An 18448-nucleotide genomic window follows, 5' to 3' on the forward strand; every position below is an offset into this window, starting at 1 on the left:
CGCTCTACCTCCGTTGAAATAACGCCATCGTTTCGATATGCCCCGTGTGTGGAAACATATTCATTAGCCCTATTTTTTCAAGTGAAAATGCAGCTTGCGTAATAATTGCGCTGTCACGGGCTAAAGTCACAGGGTCGCAAGATACATATAAAATCGTTTTAAATTGCTTCAGAGGCAGTTGCTCTAAAATAGCTAAGGCACCGGTACGTGAAGGGTCCAGTACTAATACATTCAACTCTTTACTAAACCACGGAGCTTGCTGCATTGTTTGTGTTAAATCAAAACAATGAAAATGAGCATTGGCTATATGGTTAGTTTGCGCATTTTGCGCCGCCATTGCAACCGCAGAAGCCACTCCTTCAACACCAATTACACTTTTTGCGTTGTTTGCCAGCGCTAAAGCGAAGTTACCAATCCCACAAAATAGGTCTAGTACCTGTTCGTGCCCTTTTAAATTCAGCCAGCCAACCGCTTGAGAAAGCATCGCTTGATTTACCTGCGCATTGACTTGAATAAAGTTTTCCAGCCCAAACGTAAATTTTAGTCCAAGCTCAGGTAAGCTATAAAACGGCATAGGTAAATGGCTGTGGTTAATTTGCTGAGTATCTCCTTGCCATATTATTTGCCACTGATGATCAAGCCCCAGCCGCTCAATAGTTGCTTTTAGCTTATCACTGATGCTTTTAGTGTGGCGGATCACCACAAAATTTTGCTCATCTGCTTGGCATAATTGTATATGGCTAACACTGCGAAGTTCGCCATATTGGTTTAATAACTGATCAAAAACAGTAAAAATTGCGGTAAAATCGTCACTCAGTACTGCACACTGCTGCACACTGATAATTTGTTTAGAACCTTGCGCGCGATAACCAACCCGCATTTTTTTTGCGGTTTTATCAAACATCACCGCTAACCGCGCACTGCGACGGTAGTGCGTCGGCTCGCTCAATAACGGGGCTTGCCAGTTCATTGCATCAAGCTTGGCAAACTTTGAAAACAGCTGGCTCACCGCCACTTGCTTTTCAACTAATTGTTGGTCAAGTCGCAAATGCTGTAATTGGCAACCACCACATTGTTGATAATGTTCGCAAAACGGTTTAACCCGTGCTTCACTGGCCTGCTCAACTTTTATCGTTTTAGCCGCGCTATAACGAGCTTTATCTTCGGTTAGTTTGGCCTTAACCGTTTCACCTGTCAGTGCACCGCTAACAAAGCACACTTTATTATTATGCTTGGCAATCCCCCGACCTTGATGATCCATTCCTGAAATGGCTAAAGTTAACGACTGCCCAGAAAGGGTTTTCTTTTTTGCTTGGAAAAACTGCGCCATCGGGTAACACCTTAAATATTGATTCTACGAGGGTGATTGATTACTAGCTTATAAGTATATACTCTTTAACTAACTAATAATGATAACAACGTTCACTTATGACTAAACTTGGTTTGCGCGACTCAGTTTTAACGCTAACACTTATTCCCACAGTGATTATCGGATTACTACTTGGCGGCTATTTTACAATAAATCGTTACATTGAGCTTGATGAAATTTTATATCAGCAAGGTGCGACTATCTCAGAGCCACTGTCGATTGCCATTGAGCAGCCATTATTAGCAAAAAATAAACAGCTACTAAACCGTTTGATCAGCCATGCGCATAATAAACACTCTCCAGCAATTAAAACCATCGCAATTTTTGACGAGCATAATGAACTGGTATTAACCAGTAACTATCACCGTGACTTTGATGATCTACTGCACAATGAATACTTGCAAGCAGGAAAAAACACCAAGGTACTGCCCAGCGATCACCTAATTACATTTTTTACGCCGATCATCAATCACTCAACGCCAGACGCTCAATGGAATAATGCAGCGTTTCAAACATCTCTTGGCACTGTGGTGATTCAGCTCAACAAAGACCAAGCGATTATTGGTCAGCAACAAGCATTATTAGTCAGCGGTATCGTGATTATTTTAGCCTTAGTGTTAGCGGCTATTTTAGCCATCAGGCTTAGCCATATGTTTATGACCCCATTAAATAAGTTAGTACTGGCTACTGACAAATTAATCGAAGGGAAAAGAGAAACCGGCCTAACCGCTCCGATGATGGGCGAGTTTGAGTTATTACGCCAAGGGCTAAACACCATTTCTGATACTATGGTGATGCAAAAAGATGAAATGCAAAAGCACATCGATCAGGCAACCAGTGACTTGCGCGAGTCGTTAGAATTATACGAAACACAGAATATTCAGCTCAGTATTGCTAAAACCGATGCCCAAGACGCCAACCGCGTAAAATCGGACTTTTTAGCGAAAATGAGTCACGAATTACGCACACCACTCAATGGTGTCATTGGCTTTACTCGTCAATTACATAAAACACCGCTTAATAAACACCAAAAAGATTACCTCGATACCATCGAACTATCAGCCAATAGTTTAATGACTATCATCAGCGATATTTTAGATTTTTCAAAGCTTGAAGCGGGCGCTATGGAACTTGAGTCCATTCAATTTCAACTACGAGACACAATAAACGAAGTACTTACACTACTGGCACCTAGTGCGCATGAAAAACAATTAGAGCTATCGATTTATATCAACTCACTAGTGCCTGACAACATAACAGGTGATCCAACCAGGTTTAAGCAAGTCCTGATCAACTTGATTAGTAATGCAATTAAGTTTACTGAAAAAGGCTCAATTAAAATTGATGTTGGCCATCGTTTACTTGATGAAGAACGTACCTCAGTGTTAGTGTCAGTAACCGATACTGGCGTTGGCATTCCAATGGATAAACAAGATGCTTTGTTCACTCCTTTTGGCCAAGCTGATTCAAGCATTACCCGTAAATTTGGTGGCACAGGCCTTGGCTTAATTATTACCAAGCACATAGTTGAAACCATGGGTGGCCGTATTACTTTAAACTCAGCGCCGGGTAATGGTACCTGCTTTACTTTTAATGGCGTATTTAGACTACCAAGCCATATTTATAATAGCGACTTGCCAAGTAAATCTCTCGCAAATAAACGTATTTTATACCTAGAACCCCATGAACATACCCATCATGCAGTGCTCTCTTTACTCACCGAGTGGCAAACAAAGGTCACAGCGTGCTTTGATCAAGAAACTTTTTTACAAGAGTTAAATAAAGAGTTTAATTACGATATTTGTATTATCGGCCATGTTGCCGCAGTTGACGAAATGCAACGCTTAAAAAGCTATATCAAAGCAGTCCGTGAATCGACTGACTATCTGTATTTAATGCTTAATTCGGTATCGCACAATATGCGCGAAGCTTATATTGGCTGTGGTGCAGATGCGTGTTTAAGTAAACCGCTCAACCATCGCAAGCTCTGTGAAGTGCTTGCAGCACCTTATCGACTCGATCATCCCGTGCATAATATTGAAGAAAATGACGAGAAATTATTACCACTAAAAGTATTAGTCGTTGATGATAATGATGCCAATTTAAAGTTAATTTGTACTTTACTAGAAGAGCAAATTGAAACTATTGATACCGCTCATAATGGCTCACAAGCCTATAGTTTGAGCAAAAGCCATAAATACGACATTATTTTTATGGATATTCAAATGCCAATTATGGACGGTATTACCGCCTGTAAACTGATCCTAGAATCATCCTTAAACGAAGATACTCCTATTATTGCTGTCACAGCGCATGCCTTAGCGGGCGAAAAAGAGCAACTTATTACCGATGGTTTTAAAGGCTATTTAACTAAACCTATTGATGAAGATATGTTGAAACAGATTATTAGTGATCATAGCCCGCAATCACCGCTGCGACGTGACAAAAGCCGTAATGACCTGATTGCTAGTGAGCCTCCTTTTGTTAGCTCATCACTAGATTGGCCATTAGCATTGCAACGTGCCGGCGGTAAAAACGAACTGGCGCTTGAAATGCTTAATATGTTGTTACTCAGTGTGCCAGAAACTCTGCGATTACTTGAAGAAGCGACCGCCAGCCAAGATTGCGAACATGTGCTAAGTATTATTCATAAATTTCATGGTGCTTGCTGCTACACTGGCGTACCCAAGCTAAAAACACTTGCTGAAGCACTGGAAACCGCGTTAAAAGGCGATTGTGATTTAAGTTATATTGAGCCAGAGCTTTTTGAGCTGCAAGACGAACTTGAAAACTTGATGACCGATGCCGGCTTAGCCGAAAATTAACGGCAGATCCGCTTGAGTGGTTTACCACTTTTTAAACTGTTGATCTGCCAAGTTACATCTGTATCTTGTTGCACCAAACTCACTTTGGCAATGTCACTAAACATAAAATCACCGGGTACATTGAGCCGCGTTAAATTTTCGGATAATGGTTGCTGACAATAAGGGCCTGTATCACCGTGGATCACTAATACCGGCTTTTTTACTGTGTTTGCAAATTCCGCCAAAGCATCGCGATACACTTTAAAACCATCACACTGTTCTGGCTGAGTTTTACTGCATGCCGGTTGTGCTGTTCGATGGGTGTAAATATCTGCCTGAAAAGCAATCACATAACCTTTGGCTGTTGGATTTGCTTGCGCTAACCAGTTAAGGTTGTTGGCATCTCTTGTGTCAGCTTGTTGATAAGCAAGTTGTTTATCACTTTTTAGCACCTCTCGACGGCCATTGTGGGTGCCTGCAATATGCAGCGTTATAAACTCTACATCAGCGAACCGCCAACGCGCATTTTCGTGCATGCTAGGCTGTTGCTGAAAATCAACTAAGGTATTGGCTTTTTCAAGGTATTTATCATCAAACATCAAGGTTTTTAAAAATACCAAGCGCTCTAATTCATCATAACGAGGAGTTAAATTTTTGCGGTCGCAATCAGCCCATTCATTGTCACCGGGGGTGTAAATAAATGGCTGCGTAGTTAAAGAGGTTAGTAACTGTTTATGCTTCTCAAGCAACTCATTGGTGCAAGGCTCAGAACCGGATTTCATATCGCCAACATGGATCAAAAAAGCATGCTCAGTCGTTTTTATTTTTTTACCCAAAGCCCCTGTTGGCGCTAAATTCATTTCATCAATTGGAGTATATGGCATATCCCCCATCACCAAAAACGCATTACTGGACAGTGCCCAAGTCAAACCAATTAAACTAAACATCACCATCCCCTATCACGCAAATAGATCTTAAGCTCTCATAGTAACAAACAAATGAACAGTTAAAAGAACGGCTTTTTGCGACTAAGCTTGCTAAAATAACCGCACAGTAATCCCGAATTTGTAAATCATGTCATTTAGTACCACTTATACATTAGATAAACCCTACTTTTACGAATGTTTTGATGAGTCTCTGCCTTACAGCGCACAAGCAAAGCCGAAATATGTTTTTTTAGTCTTATTGGTTAGTTTAGGACTTACAGCTATTTATTGGTTAGAAAAACACTATTTAGGAAATTTCTTGATCATGGCCGCAGTACTTGAATGTGTTGCTTTTTATTATCGCAGGCCTTGGTGGGTAACGCGGCAAATGCTTAGTCGAGCATCAGGCTCTGAGGCAACTTTAACTATTGATGAAAGCGGTTTTAAAAGCGAAAACCCACATAAAAGCTATCAGCTAGCATGGCAAGATATCGATGAAGTAATTTTTACTGTTCGCGGTATTATTTTAAAAAGTCGTCGCGGCATGCAGTACGTTTCAAACAGCGTACTGAGTGATGAGATTATTGAATACATAAAAAAAAGAGCCACTAAATAGTGGCTCTTTCATATCAATTAAATTGATTAAGCATTGCCCGGATTCGGGTTAGACTTTTCAGCTTGAATACGCATGTAAATTTCTTCACGGTGTACCGAAACGTCTTTAGGTGCATTAACACCAATACGTACTTGATTTCCTTTAACACCTAGTACAGTGACAGTTACTTCGTCACCAATCATTAGGGTTTCACCTACTCGACGAGTTAGTATTAGCATTCTCTTGCTCCCGTATTCCAATAAATTAAAAGATTCCGCGTCTGTATATTAAAGAAAATAAGCCTTAATAGTAAGTAAAAACTCTAAATCGATTCATTTTCTGTTAAAAAAACTCTTTATAATGCGCCTATTGCCAATTCTAAGTATGTTTCATCTATTCAAACTAATATTTTAATATCAGATCTTGATACGTGTTTACGTTAATGTATAAAAACAAACTTACTACACTAGGATATGATTTCATACTCACTGCCTCAATGGCGACTTTAGCAACTGAGCAACCAACAGAAATCTCTTTACTGTTAATATAATGGTGGCTGTCATCTAATACTTCAAGTAGTTACTAAAATCTTTTCTGTGCACTATAACGGTAGTCGATATAAGCATAGCCTATTTTTTCAAAGTTATGATTAATCTTAACTATTTGGATGCAGTTATCGAGAAAAAGTTTCAATAAAAATTAGTTTTATCATCGCTGTAAAGAATTTATGGAGATGGTTCAGAGTTTTTTCGTAATTAAGGTAAATCCAGTGGCAATAAAAAATGCGGTAGTGTGTATTTAGTAAGGTATGCCGTTTTAGCCATAAATTTAGGACGTGACTTAGTTGTTAAAGCAGATTTAGAATAAACACTTTAGGAGACTCAATTGAGCCTCCTAAAGTGTTAAATCAACTTTACGTACTGAGCTATTAAGTACGCTCAGTTAACCAAGCGGTTACGCTATCAAGTGCTGCAGTTAAGTTTTGCGGCTCAGAGCCACCAGCTTGCGCCATATCAGGACGACCGCCGCCTTTACCACCAACTTGTGATGCCATGTGATTTACCAGCTCACCGGCTTTCACTTTGCCAGTTAAGTCTTTAGTCACACCAGCAATTAAGCTTACTTTGTCGCCATCAGCAACACCAAGTGCAATAACACCTGAGCCAATCTTGTTTTTAAGGTCATCAACCATGCCGCGTAAGGCTTTTGATTCAGTGCCTTCAACGTTTGCCACAAGTAATTTAACACCGTTAATTTCAACAATTGAATCAATTAATGATGCACCCGCAGCACTGGCTAGCTTGTCGCTTAGCTGTGCTATTTGTTTTTCAAGCCCTTTTGACTTTTCAAGCAAGGCTGTTACTTTTTCAAGTACTGATGCGCTGTCGCCTTTAACAAGAGCCGCTACGTCGTTTAGGTGTTGCTCTTGCTCACTTACATAAGCAATTGCATCAGCACCCGTTACCGCTTCAATACGACGCACACCGGCAGCAATACCGCTCTCAGAAACTATTTTGAATAAACCGATATCACCAGCACGATTTACGTGAGTACCGCCACACAGTTCTATAGAGTAATCACCAATAGTCACTACGCGAACTTCATCATCGTACTTCTCACCAAATAACGCCATTGCGCCTTTTTCTTTGGCGGCATCGATTGCCATCAGCTCAGTATTTAGCGCAAAGTTACGACGGATCTCGTCATTCACAACTCGCTCAATTTCACGTAGTTCAGCTTTCGTGACTGCTTCAAAATGCGAGAAGTCAAAACGTAAACGTTCAGGGTCTACGAGTGAACCTTTTTGCGACACATGATCGCCCAATAACTGACGTAGTGCTTCGTGTAAAATATGCGTCGCTGTATGATTCTTTTTAACACGATCACGGCGCTTATCATCAATGTTAGCGTCAACTTTATCATTCACACCAATACGGCCCATCACTGTTCCGTGATGCGCGAATGCATTACCAAATTTAGTAGTATTAGTTACTGTAAACTCACCGCCAGCTACCGTTAATGTGCCGGTGTCGCCAACTTGGCCACCAGATTCAGCGTAAAACGGTGTGCGATCTAGTACCACAATGCCTTGTTGGCCATCTTCAAGTACTGATACAGCTTCACCTTGCGCGAACATTTCAATCACAGTGCCACTATAGTGCGTTGCGTCATAGCCTTTAAAGTCAGTGTGTTTGTCAGACTTTAATTGCTGGTTATAGTCAGCACCAAATTTACCAGCTTGTTGTGCAGTTTTACGCTGTACAGCCATGCACTCTTGGAAGCCTTGCTCATCAATCGTCATAAAGCGCTCACGCGCTACATCTGCGGTTAAATCGGCAGGGAAACCATAGGTGTCATATAATTTGAATACCAATTCACCTGGGATCACATCGCCAGTTAAATCAGTCAGGCTTTCTTCTAAAATAGCTAAACCACGCTCAAGAGTTTTGCCAAACTGCTCTTCTTCAATACGCAGTACTTTTTCGATGATTTCTTGCTGTTTTGCAAGCTCTGGATACGCTTGACCCATTTGCTCGATTAGCGCAGCAACTAACTTATAGAAGAACGAACCTTGTGCGCCAAGCTTGTTACCATGGCGAACTGCACGACGAATGATACGGCGCAGTACATAACCACGGCCTTCGTTTGATGGCATAACCCCATCAGAAATTAAAAACGCACATGAACGAATATGATCCGCCACTACGCGCAGTGATTTATCATCCATATCTTGTGCATTGGTAACTTCTGCAGCAGCTTTAATTAAGCCTTGGAATAAATCGATTTCGTAGTTTGAATGCACGCCTTGTAAAATTGCAGCAATGCGCTCAAGACCCATACCTGTATCAACAGACTGCTTAGGAAGCGGCTCCATCGTACCGTCGCTTTGACGGTTATACTGCATAAATACCAGGTTCCAAATTTCAATGAAGCGGTCGCCATCTTCTTCAGGTGAGCCTGGGGGTCCGCCCCAAATCTGTTCGCCATGATCATAAAAAATTTCAGAACATGGACCACACGGGCCAGTATCACCCATTGACCAGAAGTTATCTGAAGTAGCAATACGAATAATGCGATCTTCAGGCAAACCAATTTCGTTAGCCCAATAACCAAATGCTTCTTCATCATCATGATAGATAGTAACAAGCAGTTTTTCTTTCGGCAGTTTTACAACGTCAGTCAAAAACTCCCACGCAAACTTAATCGCGTCTTGCTTAAAGTAATCACCAAAGCTGAAGTTACCTAACATTTCGAAAAATGTATGGTGGCGTGCTGTGTAGCCTACATTTTCTAAATCGTTATGCTTACCACCGGCACGCACACAACGTTGTGAGCTAGTTGCGCGGTTATAAGGGCGGCTTTCGGCGCCTAAAAATACATCTTTAAATTGCACCATGCCGGCGTTATTAAATAATAACGTCGCATCGTTACCCGGAATAAGCGAGCTTGATGGAACAATTTGGTGTTGTTTAGAGGCAAAAAAATCTAAAAACTGTTGCCTGATCTGTGCGGTAGTCATGTGCTGCATGTGAACGTCTCACCCATTTTTACTGTGCTTGCATTGCAAAATCTATTTGTTCGTAACTGAACCCTCGATACATTAAGTAGCGCACGCGCTTAGCTTTTTCTTTGTGATCGAAGTCGTCCTGTGAATTTGAATACTTCTTTAAATACGCATCCTGCGCTAACCCAAACCAATCAATTTCGAATGATTCAATCACACTTTCTAACAGTGCTCGGTCAATCCTTTTGCCCATGGCTTCGCTTTGAATACGTTTTAAGCCATGTTTTTTAGCAATGTGGCGACGTACAAAACCTTCAACATAACGCTGCTCATTTATAAAATTGTGCTCTTCACACCAATCTAATAAAGCTTCGATAAATTCAGGCGTCGCCTCTTTTTGCTGTAATTTTTGGGTTAACTCTCGACGCGAATATTCTTGGCGCCCGAGTAACCAAAGTACATAATTTTTTAACTTCTTTTGTAATGCTTCATCCATTTCTTCAGCCATTATGCGTCAAAACGACCGCTTTGATCATTATGCTGCGGCGCAACAGGCTCTGCCTCTGCAGGCGGTACGATCGGCATAAAAATAGCTTGATAAGAAACAAAAAAGCTAATGTAGCAAATTGGCATTAAAACCAACAGCGGCAAGAATGATAAAAACATTGAAAGCATCATCAAGCCTGCAATAATTGCCCCATATACACTCAATGGTGCCATGTTGTGGTAAAACACCATAAATGAACTTTTTAGCACCTCAAAAATACGTTTTTGTTGATTAAAATAAACCAACGGCACCGCATAAGAAAAAGCCGTTAAATACACCGATAACGCAATTAAAAACAGCGCAACATTTGCCATCGAGATGCTATCAATTACTTGCTGCAAGGCAATGTTAGGATCGACATTCGGATTACTCATAATCGCAATCGCTTCGGAAAATAAACCCCCAGCTAGCAAAGCCATCAATACACCGGCCGCCATTTGATAGAGCGCTAAACGTAGCAGCCCCATGCGATTACCCTTGGCGGTAAACGGTTTTAGGATATCGGCCAACATAATTTTGCCGCCTTGCTGTTTGGTGATCACCGCTTGATAAAACCCCGCAGTTAAAAATGGCGTGGCAATGGCTGCTATAATTTGTAAAAAAGGTAAAAATAGCGATAGTAAACCAATAATACCTATAAATAAGTGCATAAAAATAAAGGTAAAAGGCTGAGTTTTAAAAATAAGCCAGCCTGCTTTAAACCATTTCAGCCCTGCATCGGCCTTAAATACTCGTAATTCAATTGACATACTTGCTCTTAAATTAACAACAAAACACGCCGAGTATAACTCGGCGTTGGATGGGATTACATAGACGACAGCTTAAAATTACGGTTTTTTAATCTTCTTTATATCTAACATATGCGCACCATGCTTAATTTTCGTCTCTAGGTATGCTTTATTGCCGGCTAAACCAGCTTTAATGTGTGCATGCGTGCCAACCACTGATTCAACTTCAATACCTGCATCTTTCAAGGCATTAAGCTTTTTAGGATTATTGGTCATCAGCTTTACGTGAGCCAACCCCATCGCTTCTAGCATTAATACCGCGTCAGAAAAGTCACGTAAGTCATCAGCAAAGCCCAAATGATTATTTGCTTCATAGGTATTCATACCTTGTGATTGCAATACATAGGCGTCAATTTTATTGTATAAACCAATACCACGCCCTTCTTGGCGTAAATAAAGTAAAATACCACCTTGTTGATGCATCATTTCAATACATTCGTTGAGTTGTTCACCACAATCACACCGTGATGAATGAAATACATCACCGGTTAAACATTCAGAATGCATACGAATAAGCGGCACAGACTGCTCGCTATCAGCACGATTAAACACCAAAGCAACATGCTCTTGGCCATCTTTTAAATCGCTAAATGACACGATTTCTGCGGGTATATCACTGTTTTTGCCAACATTTAGCTGGACTCTAGCTCTTACTTGCGCCACGACAAATCCAAAATTAAAAAGTAATGCGATAATGCAAACGTGATAATATCACAAAAATAAACTGCATTGAAAATAATACAACACCGCAATGAGTAATAACTATATTGAGGCAGTTACTCGCAATTCAAGCATTGCCTTGCGCTAAATCGACAATTCCACCCCACCAAAAACAAAATTCTTACCCGATACTCTAAATCAATGACATAGTTGTACCTATTTGGTATAATTTAATTAAACATAATAATAAGGAACATTATGAAAGCCTCCTCTTTACTACTTTGTCTTGCCATCGCCTATTCTGGTTATAGTCACGCCGATGAATCTATACATAGTCAATTTAAAATAGTTTACCAGCAATACCTTGATGCACAGCAACAAGGCAAAGGCGCAGAAGATAAAGCTGAACAAGCCTATTTGCTAGGTAAGCAAATCTATGGAGATAAATCAGATAACACTGCAAATTTAGCCATAAACTATGCTAATGAGCTTCATCAATACCCTGCAGAAAACAAACAAAAACGTTTTACCTTGTTTGAGCAGGCTTACACTATTTTAGCGGCTAATCATCCAGCAAGTAGCATTGAACTCATCGATGCATTGCTTGGTATGGCAACCAATACTGATTCGGTAAATAGAGCCGACGCCCTATACAAACAAGTTATTGAAATCGCTGCAGTCCAAAAAGTCCCCAAATTAGTAGCAGATATGAAACTGGCTGCTGCACAAGGATTAGCGTATGGCTTTCAAGGGAAGAAATACAACCAAGCCAAACGTTACCTACTTGAGGCAGACGAGTTTTACAGCCAAAACTTACCTGAGAACTCAGTAGAGCGGATCAAAGCTGACTTTTTAGTTGCCGCTTTTGCAGAAGGTAAAAGACAATATTCTAAAGCGATTGAGCGTTTAAATCGAGTTGTAAGTGTATTTGATGATGCGCTTAGCTTCGATCATGAAACAGAGCTTAGCGCTCACTCTAAATTAGTTCACCTTTATGAAAAAACAGGTAAAAGTGACGAAGCGACCAAACATTGTTTAGCTATAGCTAAAATGGTGCCGTGGCAAGAAAACCAGCAACAAACCCCACTCTATCGTCAAGAACCTAACTACCCAGATAGTAAAGCAAGGTTTAGGCAAGATGGTTCAGTGCAAATGGAATTTGACGTTAACACCGCTGGCTTTGTAAAAAATATCACTATCATTAAATCTGAAGGTGGTGAAGCATTTGAACAAGAAGCTATTAAAGCAATGGAAAAGTGGCGTTATGCCCCTAAGTTTGAAGACGGAAAAGCAGTGGTTGCAAAAGCTCAAGTGCAGCTAGACTTTAAAATTGGCAGGTAAATACACGTAATTACTAATAACATCAGTGTTTGTAATACTGTTTATAAACACGTTTTAAGCCCAGCATGACTGGGCTATTTTTGTAAGGTATCGAGTATTTTGTCACTGGCATCCTCGATTAAATCAAGTACCTGTTCAAAACCATTTTCGCCACCATAATAAGGGTCGGGGATCTCATCAACGCAGTTTCCATAAGCTAAAAATAACGACAGCTTATATTGCAAATGCGCCGGACAAAGTGCAGTTAGATCAGCTAAATTGGCTTTATCTGCAGCGAGGATCAAATCAAAGTACTCAAAGTCATGAGCGTTGACTTGTCGTGAACGTATCCCCTCAAAGCTATAGCCACGTTTAAGTGCCGCCGCTTGCGAGCGTTTATCGGGAGGATTACCAATGTGGTAGCCTGCGGTACCCGCTGAGTCAATTTCAAACTGTGATCCACGCTGTAATGCTTTAGCCTTTAACACCGCCTCCGCAGTCGGTGAGCGGCAAATATTACCTAAACAAACGATCAGTATTTTTTTCATGTTTATATTTCATCCACTAGCATCAATATGCATTCATAAGATACCAATAAAATTAAAACCTGCATACCTAGGTCACTTCCAACCTTGTAACCAGCGCTGTTGATCTTTTAAATCATGCCAATTTATTTCCATCGAACGCTTTGACATCACCGCTTCAATAACACAGCTGATAACAACGCCCTCTTCGTCAAACTCCATTTCCGTAATCATAAAATGCTTTTCTTTATTGACGGGGGAAACTGCCGTCCATTTACTGTTTAATAGTTTTCTGTGGTTAATTTTATTCATATGATTCCTATCTAACATCATTACGTATTGATCATCGTGATACGTAAACACCACCCACTGCGTTTACATTTAGCTGAATAAAATGTGATTTTACAGCTAACTAATCACAGCTGCATAGAGGTATAAGTCTGGCTCGACCATCAAGTGGGTTGTCTATTTTCAGGTAGTATTTACCAAGCAGGGTTGGAATTTTCGGTGCTAGTAAGAGGAATTAAATAACCAGTTACATCAGATGACTCACTATGTATTACAAGGTAGAGGTAGGCTTTAATTTATCACTAAAGCCTATATAAGCTAATGCAATTATTAAAATTCGTAACTAATACTCACGCCACCATCAGCGCGTTTTTCATTACTGTTGCTGCCTTCACCGTAGCCTAATTCAAAACGAACGCGCCAACCGCCTTCATTTAAACCACTAAAAAGATAACTATAACTCACGCCTACACCGTTGGTCGTTTCTGTATCAAACATACCTGATAGCGCACAGCCAAAAATATTACCAAATGTCTCACCAATGTCTTTATCATCAGTATCCGGACACTCACGACCATCATCTTGTGCACCAATGGCGCCAACAACTAAGCCTAAAGCATGCTTTTTATCGCTCGTTAGCGCATGTTCAAACCCGACAGAAAAACCATCATCTAAGCCTATTTTATAGTTAGCATACCAGCGCTGTGTACCTTGTGCTGCTGATAATGATACCTCTGGTATAACAAAGTAAGGGTAGCCGCCACCGATTGAAAAATTAACATCGTTTGCATTAGATGAAAAAGTACAAATCGTTAGCAAAGCACCTAGGCAAAGCTTGTTTAATGTCATTGAAGTTCCTTTTAAGTTTTTTATTATAAAGCGAATGCTACTTTACACATTCTAGAAACAAAAAAGCAACTAAAATTGCTTTAAAATAACATCATCATAATCATCAACGTTTAACGTCACATTAAACTTAGCCGCCACATTATCAAGCTCAGCTTGCTTAATAGCTAATTCATCCATGGTGATAGTGTTATCGTCTAGTTGCCATAATAACCGCGAGCCCGCATAACTATAATGAATTGCTAACAATGCTTGAGGATTCCCCTCTCGCCCCGCCGCTTTTAATTTTGCCATTTTACGGGTGATTTTATTCAATGCTTGTTTGAGATCCCACACATACACCACTTCGGTCATATAATCATGCGTGCGGTATTTATTCAGCGCCCAGCCAATTGTTAGGCTAGTAATAACTACACCTATTAAATTCCAATGAAAATGACTGCCACTTTCATCAGGGAATAACGCGATTAGTAGTTGTGAGATTGCTAAACTGCCAATAGCCAACGCCAAGCCGCAGCCGATAATAACGCGGTTTAAATGCTTACGATAACGAGCTTTATCAATTTGAATAAGTTGCATAACTGCCTAATAAAATAAAAACCAAAATTCACAGCCGCCATTGTAACCAATGCCCATAAGCAAACACGAAACTTTTTAAAAATATTTCACCCCTTTTTAATCTAGCGCACGTTTTAGTGATGAATACCACTTAACTTATCGAGGATTTGCTTATGCAAACAGTAGCTTTACCACACACTAATCATGCTTTAAAAACATCAACGGCCATTGTTGGTGGTGCAGCCATGACCTTTGCGGCATTTGCATTTATGCAGTACTTAATTAGTGGCGAGCAACGCGCGCCAAGCTTTATTGATGACAGCATCATTGTAGAAATATTCCAAGCACCAGAAGATTCTAAAGTGCAGCACAAGCAAACCTTGCCGCCGCCACCTAAAATGCAAACGCCGCCTAAAGTGCCGCCGCGTACACCGCCAAGTACTGATACTAATATAGTAACAACCGCAATAACGCCAGATATAAGTATTGATAAAATAGGTGGCGATATAAAAGCTAACTTACAGCGACCAACCGGTGATGCGACCCCCATAGTACGTATAAATCCTAAATACCCGCCCATTGCCGCACGAGAAGGCATTGAAGGCTGGGTACAATTAAGCTTTAATGTATCTCAAACCGGTGAAGTAATAGATGCACAAGTAACAAACGCAGAACCAAAACGCATTTTCGACCGTGAAGCACTACGGGCAATAAAACGCTGGAAATACCGCCCAAAAGTGATTGATGGCGTAGCACAAATGCAAACGGGGCAAAGCGTACAACTTGATTTTAAGTTAGACCAAACGCAATAAAAGCTCATTAATGGATAAGGTTGCCTATGCTTACAAGCTTAAAGTCATGGTTTATCAGTCAGCCCAGTAACGACTACTTGGCTGACTACGCAAAAAGTGGCGACAATCGCCACTTAACTAAACTCGTTACCTTGTTTGGCAACGATTTGTATCATTACTTAGTCACGCAAAGTAATGAGCAACTCGCCTTTGATATAAGCCAACAAACATGGTTAAAAGTGATGGAAAAACGCCATTATTATCAACCGCAAGACAACCCGAAAGCCTGGTTGTTCCGCCTTGCCCGTAATGCGTTAATCGATGAGTTTCGCAAACAACAGCGTTTTGTAGAATTAGCAGACGATACTGCAATTGCAGCACCTAATACTCAGCAAAGCTTTGATTACGAAGCCTTTAACCACGCTTTAATGCAACTAAGCTTTGTACAACGCGAAGCGCTCAGCTTACAGCAAGAAGGCTTTTCGCTTGAAGACATACAACAGATCACCCAAAGCAATCATGAAACCGTAAAAACGCGGCTACGTTATGCAAAACAAAACTTAAAAACATTATTAGGAGGCTACCATGAACAAGCATAACGAACAGTTTGAGCAGCAACTTAACCAGCATTTTAGTGAGCGTAAAAAACGCCACACACTGACGCCAGAACAACAGGCATTGTTTACGCAAATGCCGAATCAAAAAGCTAATAAAAAGCCGACTCGATTTTTATTACCCCTGCAAATGACTGGCCTCGCCTGCGCTTTAGTGGTGTTGGGCTTTACCATTTTTAACACCACAGATAACAACACAGAACAACAACACACACTTAACAACACCTTTGCCGTAGAGCAAAGCAGTTACCACTTTATAGAAGTACACCAAGTAGATAATGCGGGCAGTTATTCAAGTGAGATCACCAGCCAAAAACAACAACTCGACGATAAACTCGCCGCCGACCTGCGCCTACACCAACAACGCTATATTGAATACGGCCAATTAGTCAAAGTAGATAACGACTGGTACATCGCCAGCTGCCACAGCGAAGTGCTCATTCAAATAAAAGACTCGCTATTGAATAACTTAAAAACCAAACACGCTATAGAGAGCAATATAATGAAAGGCGACATGCTCGCCATGGCCCACAACAGCCAAGGCCAGATTATCGCGCTTAAGCATGCGGGAGATGGGGTAAAGGTGTGTAGGGGGTGACGAGTTACCCATAACTAAGGAATGAGCCAAAAAGCATACTTAAAAATAAAAAGCCTATTAATAAGTAAGTAGTACAGCTTAACTATTAAACGATAGAATTACCGATATGCACGCAAAATTAGCAAGAGAGATTGATGGTGAATTTTTTTATCGCAGAGTCACAGTTTAACTGTAGTAAATATAGTACCTGTAATAATATAAGACAAATGAGTGAAAGCTGGATATACAGCAGGCTTAAGAAAACAAATCTTTCAGCATCAAAAAAGACCCAAATACTCTTGAATTACACTCCTGTCTTAGCACAAATTACGAAAAGTGGAGTTGTAACTTACAAAAAGCTTAAGCCTGACGGCTATGTAGATATAAGTGTTAAGTCATTTGCAGATATTTTCGGTGATTAAAATGAGAATTAGAGACTTACAAAGTAACGAGCAAAAATTAAATGAACTGTTATTAGACAGGACGGAGCAAATAACTGCCTATGAAGAGTTGTTCAATAGTCAAAAGCTTAGTGAAGAAGGAGAGAGAAGGTTTAAATATGCTCTTTATTCTTGCTATTTTGAATTGGCTTTATCAAAATATTCTTTAGGTTTTTCTTTATTTGATATTGAAAGTGATGTTGAAGCGTCATTTTCATTTTTCATGAAGAGATATGAAATAGATGAAGTGTTTACTTCTTTAGACGGTACAGATAGGTTTTTAGGCTTAATCTCACTTTTAATTTTATTAAATAAACTTGATGATAAAAAGCCACAACTACTTGCTAAATTAAATGAATATAATAAACGATTTTCTCTATGCGATTATATTTTAAGTAGCACTCCCATTAGTTTAGAGCAAAATAAATACAGCGATTTAGAACTAAAGTATGCCGAATTAATTGAAGCAGCCTCTTCTTGCGATAAAACTCACTCTTTAATTAAATTAGAAGAATACACAAAAGGATGGTATCAATCACGACGTTCTGCTCATTGGTGGGGACAACATAAAAGTAACAAAACAACAGGCTATTTTGGCTATTGGTGTCTTGAAGCCGCAGCTATTGCGAAGTTAAAAGGGTTAGAACTAACCAATACGAACTTAGGTGAATTTTTCCCATACAGCTTTTTTGGTCTGCCAGAGCAACTACCGAAAGCACAAAGTACTATAAAAAAGGGCAATTCGAATCAATCGAACACGGTTGCTTATCCAGCCTTAGAGTCTTTGACTTTTGCGCTTGAGGATATTTGGCTAAATGAAAGTGAGCAACGCTTATCATTAATCACCCATGATGAAGGTTTGGAGTGTGCCGGTACTGTGTATCTAAGTGACGAAAATACTTTAGACTCGTTTGCGTCAGGGAGGTATGAAGCATTAATGAAGCATATGCCATGGTATAAACGGGTTGGAGTTGAAAATGAACGAAACCTCCCTATTGGCATTGTTAAAGAACAATTGATGCAAGGCGTTTGGAAAGGCGAAACTGAAGTCACTTCTTACTTGGTATACGCTTTAAAATTTGATAAATATTTTATGGGTTTAACGTTTACCTTTATGGAAAAAGATAAAACACACTGCTTACCTATAATAGAGCGTTTGCTGGAATCGATTCGTTACCCCCTGTGTCAGGATAGTTGTCGCCTCTAACTTTTAATAGAGGCAGATAAAATGAGACGTCGATTTACTCAAGAATTTAAAGTTCAAGCTGTTGAAAAAGCATTATCTCAATGTGATGA

18 protein-coding genes are annotated in these 18448 nt (G+C 40.1%); 7 read left to right on the forward strand and 11 right to left on the reverse strand.

Translation table 11 applies throughout. From position 1 onward, the window contains the following. Positions 1 to 4: 4 nt before the first annotated feature. Positions 5 to 1330: a 23S rRNA (uracil(1939)-C(5))-methyltransferase RlmD gene (gene rlmD / locus H5203_RS17710; protein WP_182820044.1), complete on the reverse strand. Its 1326-nt coding sequence runs from the start codon at positions 1328 to 1330 to the stop codon at positions 5 to 7. Positions 1331 to 1428: 98 nt separating this feature from the next. On the opposite strand from rlmD, the gene barA reads away from it, so the two are divergent. Next, entirely contained in the window at positions 1429 to 4194 is a 2766-nt protein-coding gene (gene barA, locus H5203_RS17715) for a two-component sensor histidine kinase BarA (protein WP_145240910.1), read from the forward strand. Here barA and H5203_RS17720 read toward each other — a convergent pair. Next, positions 4191 to 5120, reverse strand: a complete 930-nt coding sequence (locus tag H5203_RS17720) for a hypothetical protein (RefSeq protein WP_182820045.1) — start codon at positions 5118 to 5120, stop codon at positions 4191 to 4193. The two genes, barA and H5203_RS17720, sit on opposite strands and share 4 nt — an antisense overlap. 127 nt (positions 5121 to 5247) lie before the next feature. On the opposite strand from H5203_RS17720, the gene H5203_RS17725 reads away from it, so the two are divergent. Continuing rightward, positions 5248 to 5715, forward strand: coding sequence for a YcxB family protein (locus H5203_RS17725; RefSeq protein WP_145240906.1), 468 nt, complete (start codon positions 5248 to 5250; stop codon positions 5713 to 5715). A 26-nt stretch (positions 5716 to 5741) separates the two neighbouring features. Here the strand turns inward: H5203_RS17725 and csrA are convergent, their stop codons facing one another. From csrA to ribA, 5 genes are all read right to left on the reverse strand, one after another. Continuing rightward, on the reverse strand, positions 5742 to 5933 hold the full coding sequence (gene csrA, locus H5203_RS17730; protein WP_004587515.1) for a carbon storage regulator CsrA: 192 nt from the start codon (positions 5931 to 5933) through the stop codon (positions 5742 to 5744). Positions 5934 to 6622: 689 nt separating this feature from the next. Then, complete coding sequence (gene alaS, locus H5203_RS17735) at positions 6623 to 9223, reverse strand: alanine--tRNA ligase (RefSeq protein WP_182820046.1); 2601 nt, start codon at positions 9221 to 9223, stop codon at positions 6623 to 6625. Positions 9224 to 9242: 19 nt separating this feature from the next. Further along, positions 9243 to 9695 (reverse strand): regulatory protein RecX, encoded by a 453-nt coding sequence (locus H5203_RS17740; RefSeq protein ID WP_182718042.1) that lies wholly within the window; start codon positions 9693 to 9695, stop codon positions 9243 to 9245. An 11-nt stretch (positions 9696 to 9706) separates the two neighbouring features. Continuing rightward, positions 9707 to 10495 carry a BPSS1780 family membrane protein gene (locus H5203_RS17745; protein ID WP_145240902.1) on the reverse strand — a complete coding sequence of 263 codons (789 nt, stop codon included), beginning with the start codon at positions 10493 to 10495 and terminating at the stop codon, positions 9707 to 9709. A 78-nt stretch (positions 10496 to 10573) separates the two neighbouring features. Then, entirely contained in the window at positions 10574 to 11197 is a 624-nt protein-coding gene (gene ribA / locus H5203_RS17750) for a GTP cyclohydrolase II (RefSeq protein ID WP_145240900.1), read from the reverse strand. A gap of 255 nt (positions 11198 to 11452) precedes the next feature. Here ribA and H5203_RS17755 point away from each other — a divergent pair, with 255 nt between their 5' ends. Then, the gene (locus tag H5203_RS17755; protein ID WP_145240898.1) at positions 11453 to 12535 is read left to right on the forward strand and encodes an energy transducer TonB; all 1083 of its coding nucleotides are present in this window, start codon (positions 11453 to 11455) and stop codon (positions 12533 to 12535) included. A gap of 74 nt (positions 12536 to 12609) precedes the next feature. Here H5203_RS17755 and H5203_RS17760 read toward each other — a convergent pair whose 3' ends face one another. The 4 genes from H5203_RS17760 to H5203_RS17775 form a co-directional block, all read right to left on the reverse strand. Further along, entirely contained in the window at positions 12610 to 13062 is a 453-nt protein-coding gene (locus tag H5203_RS17760) for a low molecular weight protein-tyrosine-phosphatase (RefSeq protein ID WP_182820047.1), read from the reverse strand. A gap of 72 nt (positions 13063 to 13134) precedes the next feature. Then, positions 13135 to 13350 (reverse strand): TIGR02450 family Trp-rich protein, encoded by a 216-nt coding sequence (locus tag H5203_RS17765; RefSeq protein ID WP_145240894.1) that lies wholly within the window; start codon positions 13348 to 13350, stop codon positions 13135 to 13137. Positions 13351 to 13656: 306 nt separating this feature from the next. Beyond that, positions 13657 to 14175: a hypothetical protein gene (locus tag H5203_RS17770; protein ID WP_145240892.1), complete on the reverse strand. Its 519-nt coding sequence runs from the start codon at positions 14173 to 14175 to the stop codon at positions 13657 to 13659. A gap of 69 nt (positions 14176 to 14244) precedes the next feature. Further along, positions 14245 to 14751, reverse strand: coding sequence for a DUF3087 domain-containing protein (locus H5203_RS17775; protein ID WP_182718023.1), 507 nt, complete (start codon positions 14749 to 14751; stop codon positions 14245 to 14247). Between the two features lie 152 nt (positions 14752 to 14903). Between H5203_RS17775 and H5203_RS17780 the strand changes: the two genes are divergently transcribed. The 4 genes from H5203_RS17780 (at position 14904) to H5203_RS17795 (ending at position 18359) form a co-directional block, all read left to right on the forward strand. Continuing rightward, positions 14904 to 15542 carry an energy transducer TonB gene (locus H5203_RS17780; protein ID WP_182731172.1) on the forward strand — a complete coding sequence of 213 codons (639 nt, stop codon included), beginning with the start codon at positions 14904 to 14906 and terminating at the stop codon, positions 15540 to 15542. A 26-nt stretch (positions 15543 to 15568) separates the two neighbouring features. After that, positions 15569 to 16120, forward strand: coding sequence for an RNA polymerase sigma factor (locus tag H5203_RS17785; RefSeq protein ID WP_182731171.1), 552 nt, complete (start codon positions 15569 to 15571; stop codon positions 16118 to 16120). Beyond that, positions 16107 to 16733, forward strand: a complete 627-nt coding sequence (locus H5203_RS17790; protein WP_182820048.1) for a hypothetical protein — start codon at positions 16107 to 16109, stop codon at positions 16731 to 16733. The genes H5203_RS17785 and H5203_RS17790 overlap by 14 nt, the downstream gene beginning before the upstream one ends. 402 nt (positions 16734 to 17135) lie before the next feature. Further along, positions 17136 to 18359 carry a PoNe immunity protein domain-containing protein gene (locus H5203_RS17795; RefSeq protein ID WP_182820049.1) on the forward strand — a complete coding sequence of 408 codons (1224 nt, stop codon included), beginning with the start codon at positions 17136 to 17138 and terminating at the stop codon, positions 18357 to 18359. The last annotated feature ends 89 nt before the right edge of the window (positions 18360 to 18448 follow it).

Origin of the sequence: Pseudoalteromonas sp. SG41-1 (assembly GCF_014164575.1) — a bacterium.
Taxonomy (GTDB): Bacteria; Pseudomonadota; Gammaproteobacteria; order Enterobacterales; family Alteromonadaceae; genus Pseudoalteromonas; species Pseudoalteromonas rhizosphaerae.